This window comes from Arthrobacter sp. D1-17, from assembly GCF_054130535.1.
Window position 1 is genome coordinate 1014933 of the sequence record NZ_CP096382.1, and the last position, 18573, is coordinate 1033505.

Consider the following 18573-nt stretch of genomic DNA (forward strand, 5'->3'; position numbering starts at 1 on the left):
CTAGTGGTGCTTCGTCCAGCAGGCGAGGATGGTCGTGGCTACCTGGTAGGAAAACTCGGCAGGTGTAACGCCGTTGGGGCCAAGTGCAGCCGGCAGGCGGGTGCCGTCGACGTGGAGGGTGCTGTTGTCTTTCAGGAAAACGACGGAGCCGTCGGCCGTCTGGTAGGCAGGGAACCCCAGGTTTGCGAGTCCCTTGATGGGTTCGGCGCCGCGGAGTTTCCGGTGGAGGGCGGCGAAGTGCTTCCGGGCCGATGCCGCGTCCGGTGATTCCTTGACGGTGATGACCAGCGGGCCGCCGGCGAGGCGGTAGGTGCAGGTGTAGGTGCTGTCTGCCCAGGTGCTCTCGGTGCGGGGTGCCGAGGTGAGCGCCAGGATCTGGGAGATATCGCCCGTGGTGTCGTCGTTGCAGATCATCTTGGACGCTTCGGACGGGCCGCGGGTCGAGCCGGCGCTCGCTGCTTCTGTTGCCGCGGGGGAGGAGGATACCGGCGCCGGGGTTGCTGGCTGACTGCCCGTGGTTTGGCTGCCCCTGTTTTGGCTGTCCGCCGGTGCTGTTCCCGGTGCCCCGACAGCCGCAGCGCAGCCGGACAGCAGCAGCGACGCCACCGCCAGCGACCCCAGCACGTTGCGGTTTCTCATAGCCTTATCCATCCCAGTTCCCGTCTTTCACGTTGTGCAATTCCTGCAGCCCGGCGGCCCAGGCCAAGCGCGAACGGACACTTGAGGCCCTTAGAATCGGGGCCTTAAGTGCCCGTTCGCGCTTGAGTGGAGGGCTGCCGGATCCTGACTAGGCCGCCTGAGCTGCTTTCCGGCGGCGGATGACATAGGTGCCGCCTGCTGCTGCGGCGAGAACCAGGCCGCCGCCTAAGGCGAGGGCACCGGGGTCGTTCGTCTCCGAAGCCTGGGCAACACCGGTGTCAGCGCCGCCCTCAGGCATGGCCATCTGGCCCGCGACCAGCGTGCCGCACAGTGCCGGCGACGTGGCGGCCAGCGGCAGGGACGGGACGAGATCGCTCTTGGCGGCCTGGCCTGCAGCGCTCAGGGTGGCGGGGTCAAGGCCGTGAACGACGACGACGGCGGTCCCGTCATGCAGTGCCTGCTTGGTCTCGGCGTTGAGTTCGAAGGTGCGGTCGATGGTGTAGGCGCCGCCCTGTCCGGCGAGCTTCAGGTCGAGGCCGGCCGCGGGGCTGGTGTCGCCGCTGGTGGAGAGGGTGGTGCCGATCTTGCCGTAGGAGGGTGCGCCTTCGGTGGTGGAGATAACGCCGTCGCCGTTGGCGTCGGCTCCGGGTGCCGGGCACTGGCCCTTGGCGCCAACGTGGATGTGCTGGACGTGCGGGTACGGCGCGTTGTTGAAGGTTTCGGCCAGGCCGGAGACATTCAGGGCGACGTGGGCCTGGTTGCCGGTCACATGCACGGCCACGGTGCCGGAAGCGGAGCTGCCGTTGAGTTGGCCTAGCTGGGCCTGATAGGAATGGTCTCCCTCGTGGGCCACAGCGGGTACGCCGGAGAGGGCGAGGGCGCCCAGGGCAAGGGTGGGAACGGCCAGGAAGCGCAGTGTCTTGTTCATCGGAAAGCATTCTCCTTGTGCAAGTTTGGTGGTTCTCCCCTGAGAGGGACACCTGCAATTCGGAGCTGCTGCCCGGGTGGATGGGTGGAGATGTGATTCGGTGCACTTTTAGTGCTGTTGGGCCGAAACCGGCAGAGACCCTGTCCGCTTTCACAGGACAGGGCCTCCAACTCTAAAACGGGACCTTCAGTGCCTACCGAAGGTTAATGCCTCCTGAAGGCATCCTTGATTTTTTCGCCGGCCTGCTTGAGGTCGGCCCGGATGTGGCGGCCCTTACCTTCGGACCGGAGCCGTTCGTCTCCGGTAGCGCGGCCTGCCGCTTCCTTGCTTCTGCCGTGGAGTTTTTCGGCGGCGTTGTGGATCTTGTCACCCAAACCCATCATGACCTCCTGTACGAGAAAGCCGGAGCGGCGCTGCTGCCGCGGCGGCCACTCTCATTTTATCGGGGAGCGGCCAGCAACGCTCCTGGCGTCAACTCGGTTTTTTGCGGTTGACCGCGCCATCGCCGGTGCCCGGGGTGTTTGCGGCGGGGGTTGAACTGCCGAAGCCCTTGAGCATTTCGATCACGTCGAACCCGGTCGTGTCCTTGAGCATCTGCGCGGTCTGCTGCACGCCCGAGGAAACATTCTTGCTGACTTGGTTTGCCGCCTGGCAGTCGCGCGGGTGTCTGCCATCACACCATACGTCGATCGCTCGCTGACCTGCGATAACGCGTGCGGTTTTCGGTCCCGAAGGAAACATAAACGACACCCGGCAGGCTCATTTTCGAAACGCCCGGGAAAACTTCATGGTGCAGGCTGGCCCTGTTGAAGCAGTTGCGTGAAAGGAGCCCACGGATGGGTGAGGATGAGGATCTTCAGGTGCGGTCATTGGCAGAGCTTGCACTGGGGGAGGAGATCGAGGCCTGGCACCGGGGGCGGCTCGCACACCGGGGAAAGGTGGTCAGCACATTGGATGGAATCGACCTGTTCTGGATCATCGATTCCCGCACCGGCGCCCGGCGGCTCCTGGACCTCGAGCAGCTCAGCGTCCGGCGGCTCACGCCCCGGACGCCGAGGCCCGCCGTCGGGAAACCCGGTCCGCCTCCCCGGAAGCCCGCCGTCGCCCCCGCTGCTGGTCCCGCCGTCGCCCCGGTGGTGCCGAAAACGGGCGCCAGCGCGCGGAGCGCGGCGTTCCTGCCGGCGAAGTGAGCGTCAGGCCAAGTTGCTGAACCGCTCGGCCTGGGTCTTGCTGCCCTGCACGATGATCTGGTCCTCCTCGTAGAGAACGGTCTGGGCCGTGGTGTGGCCCCACGTGCCACCGGGGCGCTTGACCGCCACGATCGTGATGCCGTACTTGTCCCGCAGGCCCAGCACGCCGAGCGGCCGGTCCTGCGCTTCGGCCGGCGGGCTGGTGCGGATCATCACGAAGTCATCCTCGAACTCCACGTAGTCCAGCAGGGACCCCCGGACCAAGTGGGCCACGCGCTTGCCCATGTCGTGCTCCGGGCGGATTACATGGTCAACGCCGAGCTGCTCCAAAATCTCGGCATGCGGATCGCTGATGGCCTTGGCCCAGATCTGCGGCTTGCGGAACGTGAGGAGGCGGGAGGTGGTAAGGATGCTCGCCTCGATGTCGGTGCCGATGCCCACCACGGCCCGGTCGAACTCGTGCACCGAGAGCTGGCGCAGCACCTCCTCCTTGGTAGAGTCCGCCCGCACCACATGGGTCAGGCGCCCGTTGTAGGACTGCACCGTCTCTTCATCCGCGTCGATGCCGAGGACCTCCGTGCCCTGCGCCTCAAGTTCCAGGGCCAGGGCGCCTCCGAAGCGGCCCAAACCGATAACGACGACGGAATCGGCCAGCGCCGGAAGGTCGCCGCTGCGGGAGAAGATGTTCTTAGCCAATGAGGGGCCTTTCCTTCGGGTATTCATACAGAACCGGGCGTTCCCGCAATGCCAGCGCCGCACCCAGCGTGGCCGGACCGAGACGCCCGACGAACATCAGCACAACCAGGACCAGCTGCCCGGCCGGCGGCAAGGCGGCGGTGATCCCGGTGGAGAGTCCCGTCGTCGAGAAGGCGGACACAACTTCAAACAGGATCCGTTCCTGGCCGAAGTCGGTGATGAGCATCAGGAAGACGGTGGAGCCGACCACCAGGGCGATGGACAGCAGAACCACGGTGATGGCCTGCCGGTGCACGGCGCGTGGCAGCTGCTTGCTGAAGACGTTCACGCCGGTTCCGCCCCGCAGCTCAGTGACAAGGATGAAGAACAGCACTCCGAACGTGGTGATTTTCAGGCCGCCCGCGGTGCCTGCCGGACCGCCGCCGATGAACATCAGGATGTCCATTCCAAGCCACGAGACCGGGTGCATCTGGCCGATGTCGATGCTGTTGAAGCCTGCGGTGCGGGTAGTAACCGACTGGAAGAAGCCAGCCAGGACGCGTTCGCCTGGTCTGAGCCCTCCCAGCGTGGCCGGGTTGGACCATTCGACGGCGGTCAGGAAGCCGGCGCCGCCGACGAGGAGTACAACCGTTCCCACCAGGACCAGCTTCGTGTTCATGCTCCAGTGGATGGGTTTACGGTACTGCCGGTGCAGTTCGAACAGCACCGGAAAACCGAGGCCGCCGATGATCGCTGCGGCGGCGATCGGCAAGCAGACCCAAGGGTCGCCCGCGAAGTCGATCAGATTGTCCGTGTGCAGGGCGAAGCCTGCGTTGTTGAACGCCGATACCGAGTGGAAGACGCCGTGCCAGAGGGCCCGCCCGGGGGAGTATCCGTAGGCGGCGACGTACCGGGCCGCCAGCAGCCCGGCGAGGATCACCTCCACCACGAGGGTGATGGCAAGCACGCCCAGCATGACCTGACGGACCGCGCCCAGGCCGGTCGCCTGTGCTTCCGCGGCCGCCGCGAGCCTCGAGCGGAGGCCCAGCCGGCGGGCCAGCAGGACCCCTAGCAGCGTGCCGAAAGACATCACGCCGAACCCGCCCACCTGGATCAGGACCAGGATGACGGCCTTGCCGAATGCGCTCCAGTAGACCGGGGTGTCAACCGTGCTCAGCCCGGTCACGCAGACCGCCGACGTGGAGGTGAACAGTGCGTCCACGAAGGGTGCACCCTGGGGTCCGTTCCGGGAGATGGGCAGCATCAGGAGCCCGGTGCCCAGCGCAACCGCTGCGGCGAAACCAAGGACGATCAGCTGGGCGGGATGCTGCGGCGCGAAGACGTTCAGCAGCCGGGGGAATGCCTTGGAGCCGCGCAGCCTGAGCAGACCCGTTTTGCCCCGGAGTGCGGCTCCCTTGTCGCGGGCACTCTTGCCGCGTCCCGTGCGGCCCCTGTAGCGGGTGGCCTTGACCAGCGGGGCACTCTCCCTGCCGCGGCCCCGGCCTCGTGGTGCGCCGTCCCTGCCGCGGGGGGCGGGTCGGGGTTCGCGGCCGGGAACGTCCTGCATAGGCGTCACGCTACCACCGCCAAATCCAACCCTCTCTCACTTTTCGCCTGCTTTTTCCGGATGCTCTCTCACTTCTGACGGGTTTTTCTGGAACGCTCTCCCACCTTTTGCCTGTTTTTCTGAAACGCCCTCCCACCCGTGGGAGGGAAGAGGGCTGACGGCTTGACGACATGTCCCGTTCACGCTGGCGTCAGTCTCCAGTAGCCAGGCGTTACCTGCCGGTCGGCAATGTGGTGGGGCACGCCGTCGTACGGTCTCAAACAGGGAGCGTGACGGCTGTCCGAACCGCACTTAAGGAGAACCCCGTGCTGCTCAAAAGCACCGTCACCGCACTGGTAGGCCTCACGGCAGTGATCGGAACCGCTGCGCCCTCATCTGCTGGGCAGGCACCCGACGCCGCCCTCGGGCAACCGCATGCCGCAGCTCACGCACACAATGACTACGAGCATGACCGTCCGTTGCTCGACGCGCTGAAGCACGGTTTCACGAGCGTGGAGGCGGACGTCTGGCTGGTCGATGGCGAGCTGCGCGTCGCCCATGACCTGGTGGACACCCGCGCCGGCGTCACGCTCGAGAGCCTGTACCTGGATCCACTGGACGAACTCGTGCGGCAGAAAGGGCACAGCGTCTTCCCGGGCTGGGACGGCAGCGTGCAGCTGATGATCGACATCAAGAGCGAGGGTGAAGCGACGTATAAAGCCATTGAGGAGGAGCTGGCCGAACACCCTCAGCTTCTGACTCGGTACGCGAACGGCAAGGTCACGGAAGGGCCGGTAACCGCCGTCATCAGCGGGAACCGCCCGCTGGGGACGATGCAGGCTGCCGACAAGCGCTTCGGGTTCTACGACGGACGCTCCGCTGACCTGGCGTCGGGCGCACCTGCAGCGCTGATGCCGCTGGTCAGCGACAACTGGACCAAGCTCTTCACCTGGCAGGGAATTGGCCCGATGCCGGAAATCGAGCGCGCGAAGCTCCGTACCTATGTGGAGACGGCTCACTCCAAGGGCTACCGCGTGCGCTTCTGGGCCACGCCGGACCAGCCGGGCCCCGCGCGGGAAGCCGTTTGGACCGAGCTGCACAACGCCGGAGTGGACCACATTAACACGGACGACCTCGCCGCGCTGGACGCATTCCTCTCCGTTCGCGGACAGTAGTGCGCTGGCCGGGAGCCGAAAGGTGAGAGAGCGTTGGGGGTTTGGCGGCGAAAGGTGAGAGAGCGTTTTGGGGTTTGGCGGCGAAAGGTGAGAGAGCGTCGTTACGGGGCGGGGGAGGCCGTGACCACGACGTTCTTGCCCCACGGGTCCTCCGTGTAGCAGCTGATCAGGACCACCCGGTTGGGCACGACGTTCCAGATCTCGCTGTCCTTGAGGGAGTTTTTGTCGTGCGTCGTGACCGAGTCCACGACGTAGCGCAGCGTTCCCGTGGCGGTCGTAACGGTGACGGGCGCGCCGACGAGGGAGCGGTCGCTGAGCCTATTGAAAGGCGCCTCTTTGCCGTCCCAGCTGTGCCCGGCAATGTACGTCGTGTTCGACGAGCCCGCACCCGGAACGCCGTACGCTGTGAGCCAGTAGGCGTCCAGCGTGAGCGGCGGTACGAGAGACTGGGCCGCGAGCTCATCCTCGCTGGGCGTCAGCGGGAGGACCTTCATGTCGATGTCCGCAGCCTTGATCGACAACCTGATCGGTGCCGCAGCCGCCGGCACCTCGGCCTTCGTCGGGGCCTTCTCGGCAGGGGACGCTGGGCGGGTAGATGGACTGGGGGCGGCTGCCGCGCTCGCCGCTGAAGGGGCAGCAGAAGGTACGACGGCGGAGCTGCCGCCGACATTTGGCGGCACCGCGAGCAGGGCCGCCAGCCCGGCCGCGGCGAGGGCAGGCACGGCAAGCCAGCGCTTGCCGCCGCGCCGGCGGGCGGGGGCGCCAGACACTGCTTCTACGCCTGGTTCTGGTCTCGAGGCCATTGTCCGGTTTCCTGTCCGTGCTCCCGCGGCGGGTGTACTAGCAGCACGGTACCAGTGTTGCCGTGGCCGGATTCACCTCCCAGAAAGCGATGCACATGGGATAATAAGCAGACTTAGTGTTTGCCTTGCGATCCGGGAGGTGCAGATGGGCGACGCGGACAACCGGGACATGCGTGCAGCCGCACTCAGGGATCCCCTCCGCAGCTCGGGTGGCATGCACGAAGCCACCCGCCTGCAGCGAGGCATCAGCGAGTTTCTGCGGCTGCCCTTGCTGATCACGTTGGCTTTTTGTCTGGCAGGCGTGTCCGTGTCTGTGCTCGACGCTGCCTCTGGAGGTCATGCGGGGCTTCGAACGGCAGCGGAAACGCTCGTGCCCGGAGACGGTGCCGTTGGGTTTGTTTCGGCGGTGGCCACAAGTCTCCTGACTGTCACGTCCATTACCTTCTCAGTCCTGCTGCTTGCCGTGCAGCAGACGGCCAGCTCCCTGACTCCAGTGGTCCTGGACCAGTTCCTGAGGCGTAAGGCGAATCAGGTTTACTTCGGGTTTTTTGTGGGTGCCTCTGCCTTCACCTTTCTGGTCCTCGGTCTTGCCAGACAGGACCCCCCTCCCGTTTACGGAGCCTGCGTCACGCTGCTCCTGACGATTACCGCCCTGGTGGTCCTCTTGATGCTGATCCACGCCACAATTGACCAGATGCGGCCCGAGTCAGTGATGCGTTCTATCCATGAACTGGCTCTTGAAGCCAGGGAAAGCGAGCTGCGCCTGCTGGGGAGCACCAGGATAAAGCGAAAGACCACGCCGGGCACCACCGAGAGAACCGTTCGTGTACTGGACAGCGGGTACGTGGTGACGATCGACCTGCCGAAGCTGGCAGCAGTGGCGCGCTCAGTTCGCGAAGGGGAGATACTCATTGAGGGTCGTTTGGGTGAGTATCTGGTGTTCGCCGACGTCGTGGCCCGTCTTGTGGGAGTCGATGCGGACGATGATTCATATGATGCCGACGTTCTCTCCGCTTTTGGCATCGATGATGTCAGGGATGTTGATGCGGAGGCCGGTTATGCCCTGGACCAGCTGGAGAACATAGCGTGGGCCACGGGTACCAGTGCCGGTCAGAGCCCGAGTACCGCCATAGCGGCTGTGCGGTCGCTTTCAGATCTGCTGGGGCGCTGGTTGATCAGCGGAGAGCGGGACAGGTCCGACCGCTCCAAGGAACGCAACGAATTGCCGATCGTTTATACCGATGGTGCGGTGGCCCGGGGACTTACGGCTTTGTCCAACCTCGTGATAGCCACTGCGGAGTCGCACCAGGTCCAGGCCGGCGCCGAGCTGATGCGGTCCTTTGCCCGGCTTGCACCACGTCTGCACGCAATCGACAAAGAAGACTTCGGACAAGCCTTGGACGCGTGCCTTCCGGCGGTCATCCAGCACCCGGAAGCCCCGGCTCTCCGAACTGCCCTGGCTGAACTGGAGACTGCGTTGCAGAACGCGGATATCCCAACAGCGCGGCTGGCCAAAGTGAGAGACGCCATGCATTCATCCTCGGAGCGGTTGCTGCCCAAACCCTCTGATGAACCCGAAGCCGCGGCGCCTCAACGGAATCTCTCCTAGCCTCCCTGGTTCACGCCAGACCCGGATGGGCTGTCCTTGATGGGGCAGGCGCTGATGCCGTTACGGTGCCGGCGGCAGCCGAGGGGATTCCGCAGTGGGCGTCGCCGGGCGGGGGTTCTCGTCTGTGTAGGGTGCGCGGAGGCGGGGCGGGAGTTCATCGATGAGTTCGTTTGCGGCGTGGGCAAGGAGGTCCCGCTCAATCGGGGGCAGCGACAGCAGGGACTGAATGTAGGCGTCGACTTCGTATTCGCCTACCTTGCCTCCGATGCTGAAGTACCGCAGCCACAAATCCCCAATGCCAATCTCGGAACCGGCAAGGGCTCGGCGGAGGCCCCTGCTTTGCTCGTGTCCAAGTGCGCTGGAGGGATCGGGGCGGTTTTTGTCAGTTTCGGCCATCGGACTCATTCCTCGTGCCGCTGAGGATCTCACTGCAAATGCTGACCAGGGACTGTCTGCTGGTCCGGGACAGGCGCAGAAGTTCCTGGAGCGCCTGGTCCTGGCTCAGCTGGTGCTGTTGCATGAGGAACCCTTGGGCACGGTTGATGGTGTCCCGGCTGGCCAGTGCTGACGTGAGGGTTTCGCTGAAGCGTACGGGCGCCTCGGAAGTCTGGATGCTGTCCAGCAGCGTAGTTGCGGGGAAGGCGAGTTTCTCCAGCGGCCGGGCGATGCTGGCATCGAAAGCTTCGGGCCGGCTTGAGTAGACTTTCAAAGCTCCCAGGCACTTCGTTCCGGACATAAGGGGTGCGCTGATAACGGACCGAATGGAGATGTCTCTGATCGCCTGGGACCAGAGCGGCCAACGGTCCTCAACCGACATGTCATGTATTACGACCGTCCGCTCGGTTGCCCAGGCTGTCAGGCACGGCCCTTGGCCCAATTCGTATTGAGCCTGATCGGCCAGGAGCACCACCTCGTCCGTTGCTCCGGTGCTGGTCCTGCGGCCCTGTTCGTCCAAAAGGGATACGCCGGCGCCTGAACTTCCGGGGAAAGCGTCCCGGATTCCCTCTGCCAGCAGCTGAACTGCCCGATCCACTTTTTCTTCTGTCAGGAGCAGGCCTTTGATGCGTGCAAGGGCGGTGGTGAGTTCGTCGAGGGGGAGTTGCGGTGACATGAGATACGCCTTCTGCATGGGACAAAGCTGCCCTTTGCTGCGGCCTCCTGCTAGGCCTGGGAACGGAGAAAATTACCGACGCCCCTACAAGCATATCCATCATTCGTGCCGCCGGCAGGGCGGGGGTGGAACTGTTTTCTGCCGGGTGGCAGTACGGATGTACGCTGAGCGAAAAGCGTCTGGAAGTGGGCGCCTCGTACCGCGGGTGTTTGGCGGAGTTCGAGGACCCCTCGACTTCTAGGATGTGCTCTTATGGATGGTCAACGCCAGCCCGTACTTCAGGACGGGATCGTCTCCCGGCTTCAGGACCTGGTCCTGGAAACCTATGACGCCGAGGAGCTCTTCCAGGAGTTGGCTGTCTTCTCCGCCTCCCTGCTCGCGCCGCCCGGGGGTGAATTCTATTGCAACGTCACCGTCGTCCGGCGCAAGAAGCCGGTCATCGTATCGTGCAGCTCAGCCCGGGCCCGGGTGATGGACGAGTTGCAGTACGCCTTCGGTGACGGGCCGTGCCTGTCAGCAATGCGGACCGGGACAAAGGTGCACGTCCCCGATGTTGCAACCGAGCACCGCTGGCCGGAATACATCCGTGCCGTCGCTGGTCAGGGAGTAGGTTCAATCTTGGGAGTGCCCCTCACACTGGAAGGAGACTCGGCCGCGGCCCTGAATATCTACTCTTCACAAGCCCACGCATTCACTGGGGAAGACATTGCTCGGGCCGAACTCTTCGGCGAGCAGTCCGCTAAGACACTCAGACTCAAACTGCGCCTGGCCAAGCTCAAAGATGCCAAGGAGGACATGGCCGCGGCGATGCCGTCCCGGACAGCAATTGACATTGCCACCGGTGCGATCATGGCGCAGAACAGATGCAGCCAGGAAGCCGCGATGTCCATCCTGAAAAGAGCCTCAAGTACCCGGAACGTCAAACTTCGCGATGTGGCAGCGGGTGTTATTGAGTCCATCGCCCCGAAACCGGGCGTACGGACTTACTTTGAGGAATAACCTTTCACCAGCGCCCGGATCGGAAATGGGGGTTTGACACGTGCAAGGCTGGGTTAGCGGTGCCTGCGCTCCAGCCGGTGCATCCTAACAGCCACGGCTGCGGGGACCCCGATGCCGGCGGCCAGCAGCCCGGCCAGCAGTGCCAGGCCGGGGTGGTCGTCAGGCTCAGCAGGGGCGGCCGTCTGCACGTTCAGCCCCCTGTTCACGCCGGCGACGGGGACAGCAGTGGTGCCCCCGACAGGAGCAGCGCCCACTGGGGTGGCGCCGACCGGGTTGGTGCCTGCCGGCGTCGTACTTGGCGGGGTGCCCCCCGACATGTCGACCGGAGTGGTGACTGACGGAGGAGTGACAACGGGAGAGTCCACCGGATCGACGCCGACCGGATCCGGGTTGCAGGCCGCGAGGAAAGCCTCGAAAAGGCGCATGATCTCCATGGCGGTGGCCTCATCGAGGGAGACGCGAGCCAGCTCCTGCTCGAAGGCCGCCACGGCCGAATCCAGTGCTTCCTGCGCAGCGCGGATTCCCTCCGTGTTCGTGGCAGCGTCGAACGCTGCATTGGCTTCCTCCAGGGCCAGTTGGGCGTTCGCTTCCCTTATTTCCGCGGCGTCGTGGGCCTGCCGGGCGGCCCTCCTGGCCGCAGCGTCACCCGAGGCGTCCGCCGCGTCTTTTGCGCGGTCCGTTGCCTCGACCTCGGCGCGGGCGGCCTCAAGCTCGGCCACGGCAGCGTCCACGGCAGCCGCGGCACTCGCCTCAGCCTCCTGGACAAGCTGCATGTACGTTTCCTCGGCTGCGGCGACAGCCTCGGAAGCGGCCTCAAGCCTGGCGATGGTGTCCTCGGTGATTCCTGCTGCCGCCAAGGCGGCCTCGTACTGGACGCCTGCCTCCACGCAGGCGGCGTCACCGGGTGCTGCCGCGGCCAGCGGGGTTCCGATAAAAAGTCCCCCGGCGAGAACTGCCGCTGACGACCCAGCGGCGACCCATTTAGATACTGAGGCCATAGGAACTACGTCTCCTGAACACGGTGCGGCCGCAGGGACCGCCCCCACGGAGTTCAGCGCGCGATAGAGCGGGCCCTCATGGTTTCCTCCGGGGAGGGGACTGTCCAAGCAGGTGCCACGCTCGTACTGCTAATCCTCGGTCTGATGCGGTGAGACCCCAGACTTGTCTGGAACCGCCCGAAGGATCGCTGTGAGCTAAAGGTACAGAGCAAACCCGCCAGCCGCAATTACTGCAGTGCCGCATTTTCGCAGGTCAGGCAGGAGGCAACTCAAGCAGGGCCGATCCGCCGGGCGATGGAAACCGCCTCTTCGATGCCCTCCGTCCACGGTTCGCCATGCCCCGGCAGGACGAGTTCGGCGCCTGTGGCTGCCAGTGCGCTGAGGGTTTCCAGGTTCTGGGCACTGTTTGCCGTGGCTGCACCTGCCACGATCCGAGGGCCTGTTCTTCGCGTGTAGGGGTCCAGAGTGACGAGGGCGTCGCCGCTGAATAGCACCTTGCGGTCGCGGAGGAAAAGCCCGCAGTGGCCGTGGGTGTGGCCGGGGGCGAAGATCACTTCGGGAGCGCCGGGCACGCCAAGAATGCCGCTCCCGGGAAGGTAGGCGAACTCCTCTACGCCGTGCACCTTCAGGGCACCGGCGCCGGCCATCCGTGCCAGCACCGGAACTCCCGCAGGGTGTGTGAGGGAGAAGAGCACCCGGGATTTTTCGTGGCTATACCGGTAGGGGTGACGGGCCAGGAACGCGTCCTCGGGATGGACCCAGACAGGGACACCGTGCTCGCTGTGCATTCGCCGTGCCAGGCCCAAATGGTCGAAGTGGGCGTGGGTCAGCACCAGTGCCCTGATGTCCTCCAGGGAATGCCCAAGATCCTTGAGGGCACCCTGCAGCACATTCCACATCGCTGGCAGGCCTGAGTCCACCATCGTCAGCCCATCCGCGGCTTCCACAAGGTAGAAGTTGACGTAGGCCCCGGAGATGCGGTGTACCCCCTCCGCTACCGTCTGTACCGCCATCGCGCACCAGCCCCTCGTTTGATTCGGCAGTCCTTGTCCGGCAACCTACTGCGCTGGGCATCACTGTGCAACTAGGTGCGCTGCTCCCCGCTTCGGGCTGAGCGGACCACCACGTAGGCCAGCGGATCAATGAGCTTCCTGGTTCCCGTGCGGATTTCGAGGATCCAGAACATGCCCAGGACGGGCACTGTTTCGGTGACCTTCCCGGCGTAGTACAGCAGGCCGTTGTGATGCGCTTCCACAACGTCGCCGGGGCGCAGCTCCCGGCAGTCTGTGATCCGCCATGCAAGTGATTTTTCCATGCCGCACCGTCCCCTATCAGTACTCCACCCTTGGCTTGCACCGGCCGGCGCGTGTGCAGCCGGCCGGTGCGTCACGCTCTTGCGGCGCTCTTTCAGAATGGGGCCCATACATTGCGGCCGTGTTTCGTGAGCGTCATTTCCGGGTGACCTACTTTCCCGTACGACCCATTCACGCCCGAGAGCACAATTGCGCTCACCTTTCGCCCATGGTTGAGAGAGCGTTGGGGTTGGACCGGCAGGAAGTGAGAGAGCGTTGGGGTTGCAGCGGCAGGAAGTGAGAGAGGGTTTCTTACGCCGTCCAGAGGTTCGGCTCGGGCTGGTTCAGCAGACGGGCACGGAGCACGATCATCGACTTCGCGCAGACCTTCAGCACGCGGCCGGCCTCGACCGGTCCGCGGCTGACTCCGGTCCCGGCGGTGTTGATCACCATGTCCCAGGATTCCGCAAACTCTCCGGAGGGGAGCGTGAACTTGATGTCGTCGTCGTGGGCGTTGAAGTACAGCAGGAAGTTCACGTCCGAGATCCGCCGGCCCCGGTCATCCTGGCCCTGGATGCCGTCGCCGTTCAGGAATACGCCGATGGTCCGGCCGAACCCCCGGCCCCAGTCCTCGGGCAGCATCTCCGTGCCGTCCTCATTCAGCCACACAATGTCCGGCAGATTTTCGCCTTTGACGCGGCGCACCGGACGACCGTCAAAAAAGGTGCTTCGCCGGAACGTCGGATGCTGGGCGCGCAGCTTGTTCACCGCGGCGGTGAAGTCCATCAGCGGCTTATCCACCGAATCCCAGTTGATCCAGCTCAGCTCCGAATCCTGGCAGTACACGTTGTTGTTGCCCAGCTGCGTGCGGCCCAGCTCGTCGCCGTGCGTGATCATGGGCACGCCCTGCGAGAGGAGCATGGTGGCAATGAAGTTCCGCTGCTGCCGGCCCCGCAGTTTCAGGACTTCCGGGTTGTCCGTGGGGCCCTCCACGCCGCAGTTCCAGGACCGGTTGTGCGATTCGCCGTCCCGGTTGCCCTCGCCGTTGGCCTCGTTGTGCTTCTCATTGTAGGAGACCAGGTCCCGCATGGTGAAGCCGTCGTGGGCCGTGACGAAGTTGATCGAGGCCACCGGACGCCGACCCGAGCGCTCGTACAGGTCCGCTGACCCTGTCAGGCGCGAGGCGAACTCGCCCAGCGTTGCCGGCTCGCCCCGCCAGAAGTCCCGCACCGTGTCCCGGTACTTGCCGTTCCATTCCGTCCACTGCGGCGGGAAGTTCCCCACCTGGTAGCCGCCCGGCCCCACGTCCCACGGCTCCGCGATCAGCTTCACCTGGGACACGATCGGGTCCTGCTGCACCAGTTCAAAGAACGTGGAGAGCCGGTCGACGTCGTAAAATTCCCGGGCCAGCGCCGAGGCGAGGTCGAAGCGGAACCCGTCCACGTGCATCTCCGTCACCCAGTACCGCAGCGAGTCCATGAGCAGCTGCAGCGAATGCGGGTGCCGCACGTTCAGGGTGTTGCCCGTGCCGGTGTAGTCCATGTAGTGCTGCTTGTCGTTGTCCACCAGACGGTAGTACGCAGAGTTGTCGATGCCTTTGAAGCTCAGGGTCGGGCCCAGATGGTTCCCTTCGGCCGTGTGGTTATAGACGACGTCGAGAATCACCTCGATCCCCGCACGGTGCAGGGAGCGGACCATCGCCTTGAAGTCCTGGACCTGCTGGCCCATCTGACCGATCGAGCTGTACGTGTTCTGCGGGGCGAAGAATCCGATGGTGTTGTAGCCCCAATAGTTGCTCAGGCCCTTCTCCTGCAGCGTGCCGTCATTGACGAACTGGTGGCACGGCATCAGCTCTATCGCGGTGACGCCCAGCCGCTGCAGGTGCGAAATGACGGCGGGGTGCGCAACGGCGGCAAAAGTGCCGCGCTGCTCTTTGGGCACCTCCGGGTGCAGCTGGGTGAGCCCCTTGACATGCGCCTCGTAGATGACGGAGCGGTGGTACGGAATCTTGGGCGGGCGGTCGCCGGCCCAGTCAAAGAACGGGTTGATCACCACGCCCAGCATCGTGTGCGGGGCAGAGTCCTCGTCGTTGCGGGACAGAGGGTCGCCGAAGTTGTAGGAAAACATCGCCTGGTCCCAGTTGACCTGCCCGGAGATGGCCTTGGCATAGGGGTCCAGGAGCAGTTTGCTCGGGTTGCAGCGGTGGCCCCTCGCCGGATCGTACGGCCCGTGAATCCGGTATCCGTACTTCTGCCCAGGCTGGATCTGGGGGAGGTAACAGTGCCAGACGTAACCGTCCACTTCGATGAGGTCCACGCGCGTCTCGGTGCCGTCACTGGCGATCAGGCACAGCTGCACCGCCGTAGCCGCCTCGCTGAACAGCGCAAAGTTTGTCCCCACCCCGTCAAAGGTCGCACCCAGCGGATACGGGCTGCCCGGCCAAACTTCCATGATCACTCCTGCGGCTGTTCAGTTATCCGGAACCTCGCGGCCCCGGTTTGGTACGGCAATGCTAAGCAGTCTTAGTAAGGTGACCTAGCAATATCACTTTATGACGGACGGCACTTTCCAGGGTGATCTTGGTTCACTTGCAAGGAGTATGCTGCAGATTTGCCGTGGCCGCGCCACTAACCTCCCAGGTCAATACACCTAGGATGAACGGGATGAGCCCGCCCGACAGCCCGCCGCCCTTCAGCCTGCGGGGCATCGCTGTTCCGGCGTTCGGACCCGCGCTCTTGTTCTCTTTCGGCGAAGGGGCAGTGCTGCCGGTGGTGGCGTTGTCCGCCCGGGAACTGGGCGCGTCCGTGGCCGTGGCAGCGCTGATCGTCACCCTGATCGGGCTGGGCTCGTGGTTTTTCAACCTGCCGGCCTCCATGATCACCCTCAAATTCGGGGAGCGCTGGTCCATCGTGGGTGCCGCGGCGGCCGGGGCGCTGGCGCTCCTGGCAGCGGGTCTGTCCTCGGTGATACCGGACGGACTGTGGCTGCTGGCCGTGGCGATGGCCGTCGTCGGGATGTCCGCGAGCGTCTTCAGCCTGGCCCGGCAGAAGTACCTCACCGAAGCCGTGCCGGTGGAGTTCCGGGCGCGGGCACTGTCCACTCTGGGCGGCGTGAACCGGATAGGGATATTCATCGGCCCGTTCGTTGGCGCGGGCGTCATGCAGTTCGCCGGCATCAGCGGCGCCTACTGGGTGGGTGTTGCGGGCATGACGGCGGCTGCCGTCATCGCGGTGACCATCCCGGACCTGGCCGTTGCCCGCGGCGCGTCGGATCCGGCTGGACCGGCGCCGACACTGCGCGGCGTGGCTCGCTCGCACGCCGGAGTGTTCCTCAGTGCGGGCGCGGGGATCCTGCTGCTGTCCGCCCTGCGCGCCTCGCGGCAGGTGGTGATCCCGTTGTGGGCAGACCACGTGGGGCTGGACGCGTCGCAGGCCTCGCTGCTGTACGGGCTGTCCGGGGCGATCGACATGCTGGTGTTCTACCCGGCCGGCAAGGTTATGGACCGGCGCGGGCGCCTGTGGGTGGCGTTGCCGTCCACCCTGATCATGGGGACGGCACTGATGCTGATCCCGCTGACCGCAGGGTTCGCCGGCCTGCTGCTTGTGGTGCTGCTGGTCGGGTTCGGCAACGGTATCAGTTCGGGGCTCGTGATGACCCTCGGCGCGGACTTCTCGCCGGACAACGGCCGCGGACAGTTCCTGGGCCTGTGGCGGTTCATCGCCGACGCCGGCCAGACCGGCGGCCCCGTGCTGCTCTCCGCTGTGACGGCGGCGGCCTCGCTCGCTGCAGGCGTAGTGGCCACAGGCTTCCTGGGGTTCGCCGCGGCAGCCGTGTTCGCCGTCGTGCTTCCGAGGCTAAAGCACCGCCGGAACTACTGAGGCCACCACCTGATAACCGGTTGATATATTACGCGGTGGTTACGGCAGTTTTGAACGCAAAGTTAGGTTAGCCTACACTTTCTCTGGCCTCTCCGGTCGTTTCATTCCGCCTGCAGCGTCGCAGGCGCTCACACTAGGTGGTTCCCGTTGCGCTACTCACTCGCGTCGTCTATGTCCCTGGGACTCGTGGCGCTTCTTTCACTGTCCGGCTGCGGCTTCAGCGGCACGTCGGAAAAGACCGGCCAGGCGGCCGACCGCGACCAGCGGATCGTCGTGGACAATTTCCGCGCCCCGGTCGCTGACTGGGCGCTGGAAAGTGACGCCGCCTACATCCTCTCCCTCTCCGGCTGCCTGGAGACCCTGACCCGCTATGACGAGTCGCAGGGAAAGATCGTGCCCTCCCTCGCTACTGAGTGGAAGCAGGTCTCCCCCCTCGAATGGGACTTCAAGATCCGCGAGGGCGTTAAATTCCAGGACGGGACTGCGCTGAACGCTGCCGCCGTGGTCACTTCCCTGCAGAACGTCCTCGACGCCGACGTCCCGGCCCGCGCCTTCAGCACCAAGGTGGTCAGCGCGGTCAAGGCGACCGACGATTCCACGGTTCGCGTGACCACCCCCACCGAAAGCCCCCTGGTTCCCTACCGCCTGGCGAGCGTCAACACGGGTGTGCTGTCACCGGCCGCCTTCAAGGGCGAAACAGTGAATCCGTTTGGCCACTGCACCGGTCCGTTCAAGCCTGTGTCCGAAAAGCCGAAGCAGTCCCTGACCCTGGACCGCAACGAGGACTACTGGGGCGGCGAGGTGCAGCTTGCCGGCGCCGAGATCCGGTTCATCACCGACGGCGCCACCCGCGCCGCCCAGGTCCAGACCGGCGAAGCCGACGTCTCCCTCTCCATCCCCGTCTCCGGTCTGGCCGCTTTGGAATCGGATTCCAACGTCAAGCTCCTGAAGGCTGACTCCCCGCGGACCGCGACGCTGTACATGAACAACGGCAAGGCCCCGTTCGACGACGTCAATTTCCGCAAGGCGGTCCGCTCGGCTCTCGATCTGGACGCCCTTGCCGCCAGCGTCTATGAAGGTGCGGCCCTTCCGGCTACCGGCCCCTTCGCTCCGTCTGAGCCGTGGGCGATTGAAGGTGCCGAGGCGCCGAAGCAGGACGTCGAGGCCGCCAAGAAGCTCCTCGCCTCCGCCGGCTACACTGCCGGCCGGCCGCTGGAGATCGTCGCCATCGTGGAACGCGCAGAGTTCGCCGACGTGGCCACGGTCATCCAGGAGGACCTGAAGGCCGTGGGTGTGCCCGTGAAGATCACGACCAAGGAATACGCGGCCGTGGAACCGGACCTCCTGGCCGGCACCTACGACATGGTGCTGAGCCAGCGCAACCGCCTGATCGACATCGCCGACCCCATCGGCTTCCTCACCGCCGACTACACCTGCGACGGCAGCTACAACCTCAGCCACTTCTGCAACCTGGACTACGACAAGAAGGTGGTTCAGGCAGCGAAGACGGCCGACGCGAAGGAGCGCTACCGGCTGTACGCCGAAGCCGGGCAGATCCTCCAGGACCAGGCCGTGAACGTCTGGCTCGTCAACGAACAGGCCATCGACGCTGTCCGCACCGACCTCCAGGCCCACGTCCAGGACCCGCTGGCCCGGTACGTGCTCCGCGCTGAAACGGCGAAGTCCGGATCCTGACCGTGACCAATTACCTTAGCCGGCCCGCAGAGCAG

Annotated in this window: 19 protein-coding genes; 6 read left to right on the forward strand and 13 right to left on the reverse strand. The window is 65.0% G+C overall.

Going from position 1 to position 18573, the window contains the following annotated elements; translation table 11 throughout:
- From M1E01_RS04750 to M1E01_RS04765, 4 genes are all read right to left on the reverse strand, one after another.
- On the reverse strand, positions 1-639 hold the full coding sequence (locus M1E01_RS04750) for a hypothetical protein (protein WP_457973960.1): 639 nt from the start codon (positions 637-639) through the stop codon (positions 1-3).
- A gap of 148 nt (positions 640-787) precedes the next feature.
- Positions 788-1567, reverse strand: a complete 780-nt coding sequence (locus M1E01_RS04755; RefSeq protein ID WP_457973961.1) for a hypothetical protein — start codon at positions 1565-1567, stop codon at positions 788-790.
- 203 nt (positions 1568-1770) lie between these two features.
- Positions 1771-1947: a CsbD family protein gene (locus M1E01_RS04760; protein WP_457974863.1), complete on the reverse strand. Its 177-nt coding sequence runs from the start codon at positions 1945-1947 to the stop codon at positions 1771-1773.
- Positions 1948-2038: 91 nt separating this feature from the next.
- Positions 2039-2308, reverse strand: a complete 270-nt coding sequence (locus M1E01_RS04765; RefSeq protein ID WP_457973962.1) for a hypothetical protein — start codon at positions 2306-2308, stop codon at positions 2039-2041.
- Between the two features lie 95 nt (positions 2309-2403).
- Here M1E01_RS04765 and M1E01_RS04770 point away from each other — a divergent pair, with 95 nt between their 5' ends.
- Positions 2404-2757 carry a hypothetical protein gene (locus M1E01_RS04770; RefSeq protein WP_457973964.1) on the forward strand — a complete coding sequence of 118 codons (354 nt, stop codon included), beginning with the start codon at positions 2404-2406 and terminating at the stop codon, positions 2755-2757.
- A 3-nt stretch (positions 2758-2760) separates the two neighbouring features.
- On the opposite strand, the gene M1E01_RS04775 is transcribed toward M1E01_RS04770, so the two are convergent.
- A complete protein-coding gene (locus M1E01_RS04775) occupies positions 2761-3453 on the reverse strand; it encodes a potassium channel family protein (protein WP_457973966.1) in 693 nt (230 codons plus the stop codon).
- On the reverse strand, positions 3446-4999 hold the full coding sequence (locus M1E01_RS04780) for a TrkH family potassium uptake protein (RefSeq protein ID WP_457973967.1): 1554 nt from the start codon (positions 4997-4999) through the stop codon (positions 3446-3448). The genes M1E01_RS04775 and M1E01_RS04780 overlap by 8 nt, the downstream gene beginning before the upstream one ends.
- 305 nt (positions 5000-5304) lie before the next feature.
- Between M1E01_RS04780 and M1E01_RS04785 the strand changes: the two genes are divergently transcribed.
- A complete protein-coding gene (locus M1E01_RS04785; protein ID WP_457974864.1) occupies positions 5305-6153 on the forward strand; it encodes a phosphatidylinositol-specific phospholipase C/glycerophosphodiester phosphodiesterase family protein in 849 nt (282 codons plus the stop codon).
- Between the two features lie 101 nt (positions 6154-6254).
- Here M1E01_RS04785 and M1E01_RS04790 read toward each other — a convergent pair whose 3' ends face one another.
- Complete coding sequence (locus M1E01_RS04790; protein WP_457973968.1) at positions 6255-6923, reverse strand: class F sortase; 669 nt, start codon at positions 6921-6923, stop codon at positions 6255-6257.
- Between the two features lie 178 nt (positions 6924-7101).
- Between M1E01_RS04790 and M1E01_RS04795 the strand changes: the two genes are divergently transcribed.
- Positions 7102-8565, forward strand: a complete 1464-nt coding sequence (locus M1E01_RS04795) for a DUF2254 family protein (protein WP_457973970.1) — start codon at positions 7102-7104, stop codon at positions 8563-8565.
- A gap of 60 nt (positions 8566-8625) precedes the next feature.
- On the opposite strand, the gene M1E01_RS04800 is transcribed toward M1E01_RS04795, so the two are convergent.
- The gene (locus tag M1E01_RS04800; RefSeq protein WP_457973971.1) at positions 8626-8961 is read right to left on the reverse strand and encodes a hypothetical protein; all 336 of its coding nucleotides are present in this window, start codon (positions 8959-8961) and stop codon (positions 8626-8628) included.
- Complete coding sequence (locus tag M1E01_RS04805; RefSeq protein WP_457973972.1) at positions 8948-9676, reverse strand: GAF and ANTAR domain-containing protein; 729 nt, start codon at positions 9674-9676, stop codon at positions 8948-8950. Before M1E01_RS04805 ends, M1E01_RS04800 begins: the two co-directional genes overlap by 14 nt.
- A 252-nt stretch (positions 9677-9928) precedes the next feature.
- Between M1E01_RS04805 and M1E01_RS04810 the strand changes: the two genes are divergently transcribed.
- Positions 9929-10675, forward strand: a complete 747-nt coding sequence (locus M1E01_RS04810; protein WP_457973973.1) for a GAF and ANTAR domain-containing protein — start codon at positions 9929-9931, stop codon at positions 10673-10675.
- Positions 10676-10728: 53 nt separating this feature from the next.
- On the opposite strand, the gene M1E01_RS04815 is transcribed toward M1E01_RS04810, so the two are convergent.
- From M1E01_RS04815 to glgX, 4 genes are all read right to left on the reverse strand, one after another.
- Positions 10729-11673, reverse strand: a complete 945-nt coding sequence (locus tag M1E01_RS04815; protein ID WP_457973974.1) for a hypothetical protein — start codon at positions 11671-11673, stop codon at positions 10729-10731.
- Positions 11674-11942: 269 nt separating this feature from the next.
- Positions 11943-12686, reverse strand: a complete 744-nt coding sequence (locus M1E01_RS04820) for an MBL fold metallo-hydrolase (RefSeq protein ID WP_457973975.1) — start codon at positions 12684-12686, stop codon at positions 11943-11945.
- Between the two features lie 71 nt (positions 12687-12757).
- The gene (locus M1E01_RS04825; RefSeq protein WP_457973976.1) at positions 12758-12988 is read right to left on the reverse strand and encodes a hypothetical protein; all 231 of its coding nucleotides are present in this window, start codon (positions 12986-12988) and stop codon (positions 12758-12760) included.
- A 289-nt stretch (positions 12989-13277) separates the two neighbouring features.
- A complete protein-coding gene (glgX, locus tag M1E01_RS04830) occupies positions 13278-15416 on the reverse strand; it encodes a glycogen debranching protein GlgX (protein WP_457973977.1) in 2139 nt (712 codons plus the stop codon).
- 212 nt (positions 15417-15628) lie between these two features.
- Between glgX and M1E01_RS04835 the strand changes: the two genes are divergently transcribed.
- Entirely contained in the window at positions 15629-16843 is a 1215-nt protein-coding gene (locus M1E01_RS04835) for an MFS transporter (RefSeq protein ID WP_457973978.1), read from the forward strand.
- Between the two features lie 171 nt (positions 16844-17014).
- Complete coding sequence (locus M1E01_RS04840) at positions 17015-18538, forward strand: ABC transporter substrate-binding protein (protein WP_457974865.1); 1524 nt, start codon at positions 17015-17017, stop codon at positions 18536-18538.
- Positions 18539-18573: the final 35 nt, after the last annotated feature.

What these genes read in the sequence shown, in the direction of transcription:
- M1E01_RS04750 (WP_457973960.1), bottom strand. Translation starts at nt 639, where the DNA reads ATGAGAAACCGCAACGTGCTGGGGTCGCTGGCGGTGGCGTCGCTGCTG.
- M1E01_RS04755 (WP_457973961.1), bottom strand. Translation starts at nt 1,567, where the DNA reads ATGAACAAGACACTGCGCTTCCTGGCCGTTCCCACCCTTGCCCTGGGC.
- M1E01_RS04760 (WP_457974863.1), bottom strand. Translation starts at nt 1,947, where the DNA reads ATGGGTTTGGGTGACAAGATCCACAACGCCGCCGAAAAACTCCACGGC.
- M1E01_RS04765 (WP_457973962.1), bottom strand. Translation starts at nt 2,308, where the DNA reads ATGTTTCCTTCGGGACCGAAAACCGCACGCGTTATCGCAGGTCAGCGA.
- M1E01_RS04770 (WP_457973964.1), top strand. Translation starts at nt 2,404, where the DNA reads ATGGGTGAGGATGAGGATCTTCAGGTGCGGTCATTGGCAGAGCTTGCA.
- M1E01_RS04780 (WP_457973967.1), bottom strand. Translation starts at nt 4,999, where the DNA reads ATGCAGGACGTTCCCGGCCGCGAACCCCGACCCGCCCCCCGCGGCAGG.
- M1E01_RS04795 (WP_457973970.1), top strand. Translation starts at nt 7,102, where the DNA reads ATGGGCGACGCGGACAACCGGGACATGCGTGCAGCCGCACTCAGGGAT.
- M1E01_RS04800 (WP_457973971.1), bottom strand. Translation starts at nt 8,961, where the DNA reads ATGGCCGAAACTGACAAAAACCGCCCCGATCCCTCCAGCGCACTTGGA.
- M1E01_RS04805 (WP_457973972.1), bottom strand. Translation starts at nt 9,676, where the DNA reads ATGTCACCGCAACTCCCCCTCGACGAACTCACCACCGCCCTTGCACGC.
- M1E01_RS04810 (WP_457973973.1), top strand. Translation starts at nt 9,929, where the DNA reads ATGGATGGTCAACGCCAGCCCGTACTTCAGGACGGGATCGTCTCCCGG.
- M1E01_RS04815 (WP_457973974.1), bottom strand. Translation starts at nt 11,673, where the DNA reads ATGGCCTCAGTATCTAAATGGGTCGCCGCTGGGTCGTCAGCGGCAGTT.
- M1E01_RS04820 (WP_457973975.1), bottom strand. Translation starts at nt 12,686, where the DNA reads ATGGCGGTACAGACGGTAGCGGAGGGGGTACACCGCATCTCCGGGGCC.
- M1E01_RS04825 (WP_457973976.1), bottom strand. Translation starts at nt 12,988, where the DNA reads ATGGAAAAATCACTTGCATGGCGGATCACAGACTGCCGGGAGCTGCGC.
- glgX (WP_457973977.1), bottom strand. Translation starts at nt 15,416, where the DNA reads ATGGAAGTTTGGCCGGGCAGCCCGTATCCGCTGGGTGCGACCTTTGAC.
- M1E01_RS04835 (WP_457973978.1), top strand. Translation starts at nt 15,629, where the DNA reads ATGAGCCCGCCCGACAGCCCGCCGCCCTTCAGCCTGCGGGGCATCGCT.
- M1E01_RS04840 (WP_457974865.1), top strand. Translation starts at nt 17,015, where the DNA reads ATGTCCCTGGGACTCGTGGCGCTTCTTTCACTGTCCGGCTGCGGCTTC.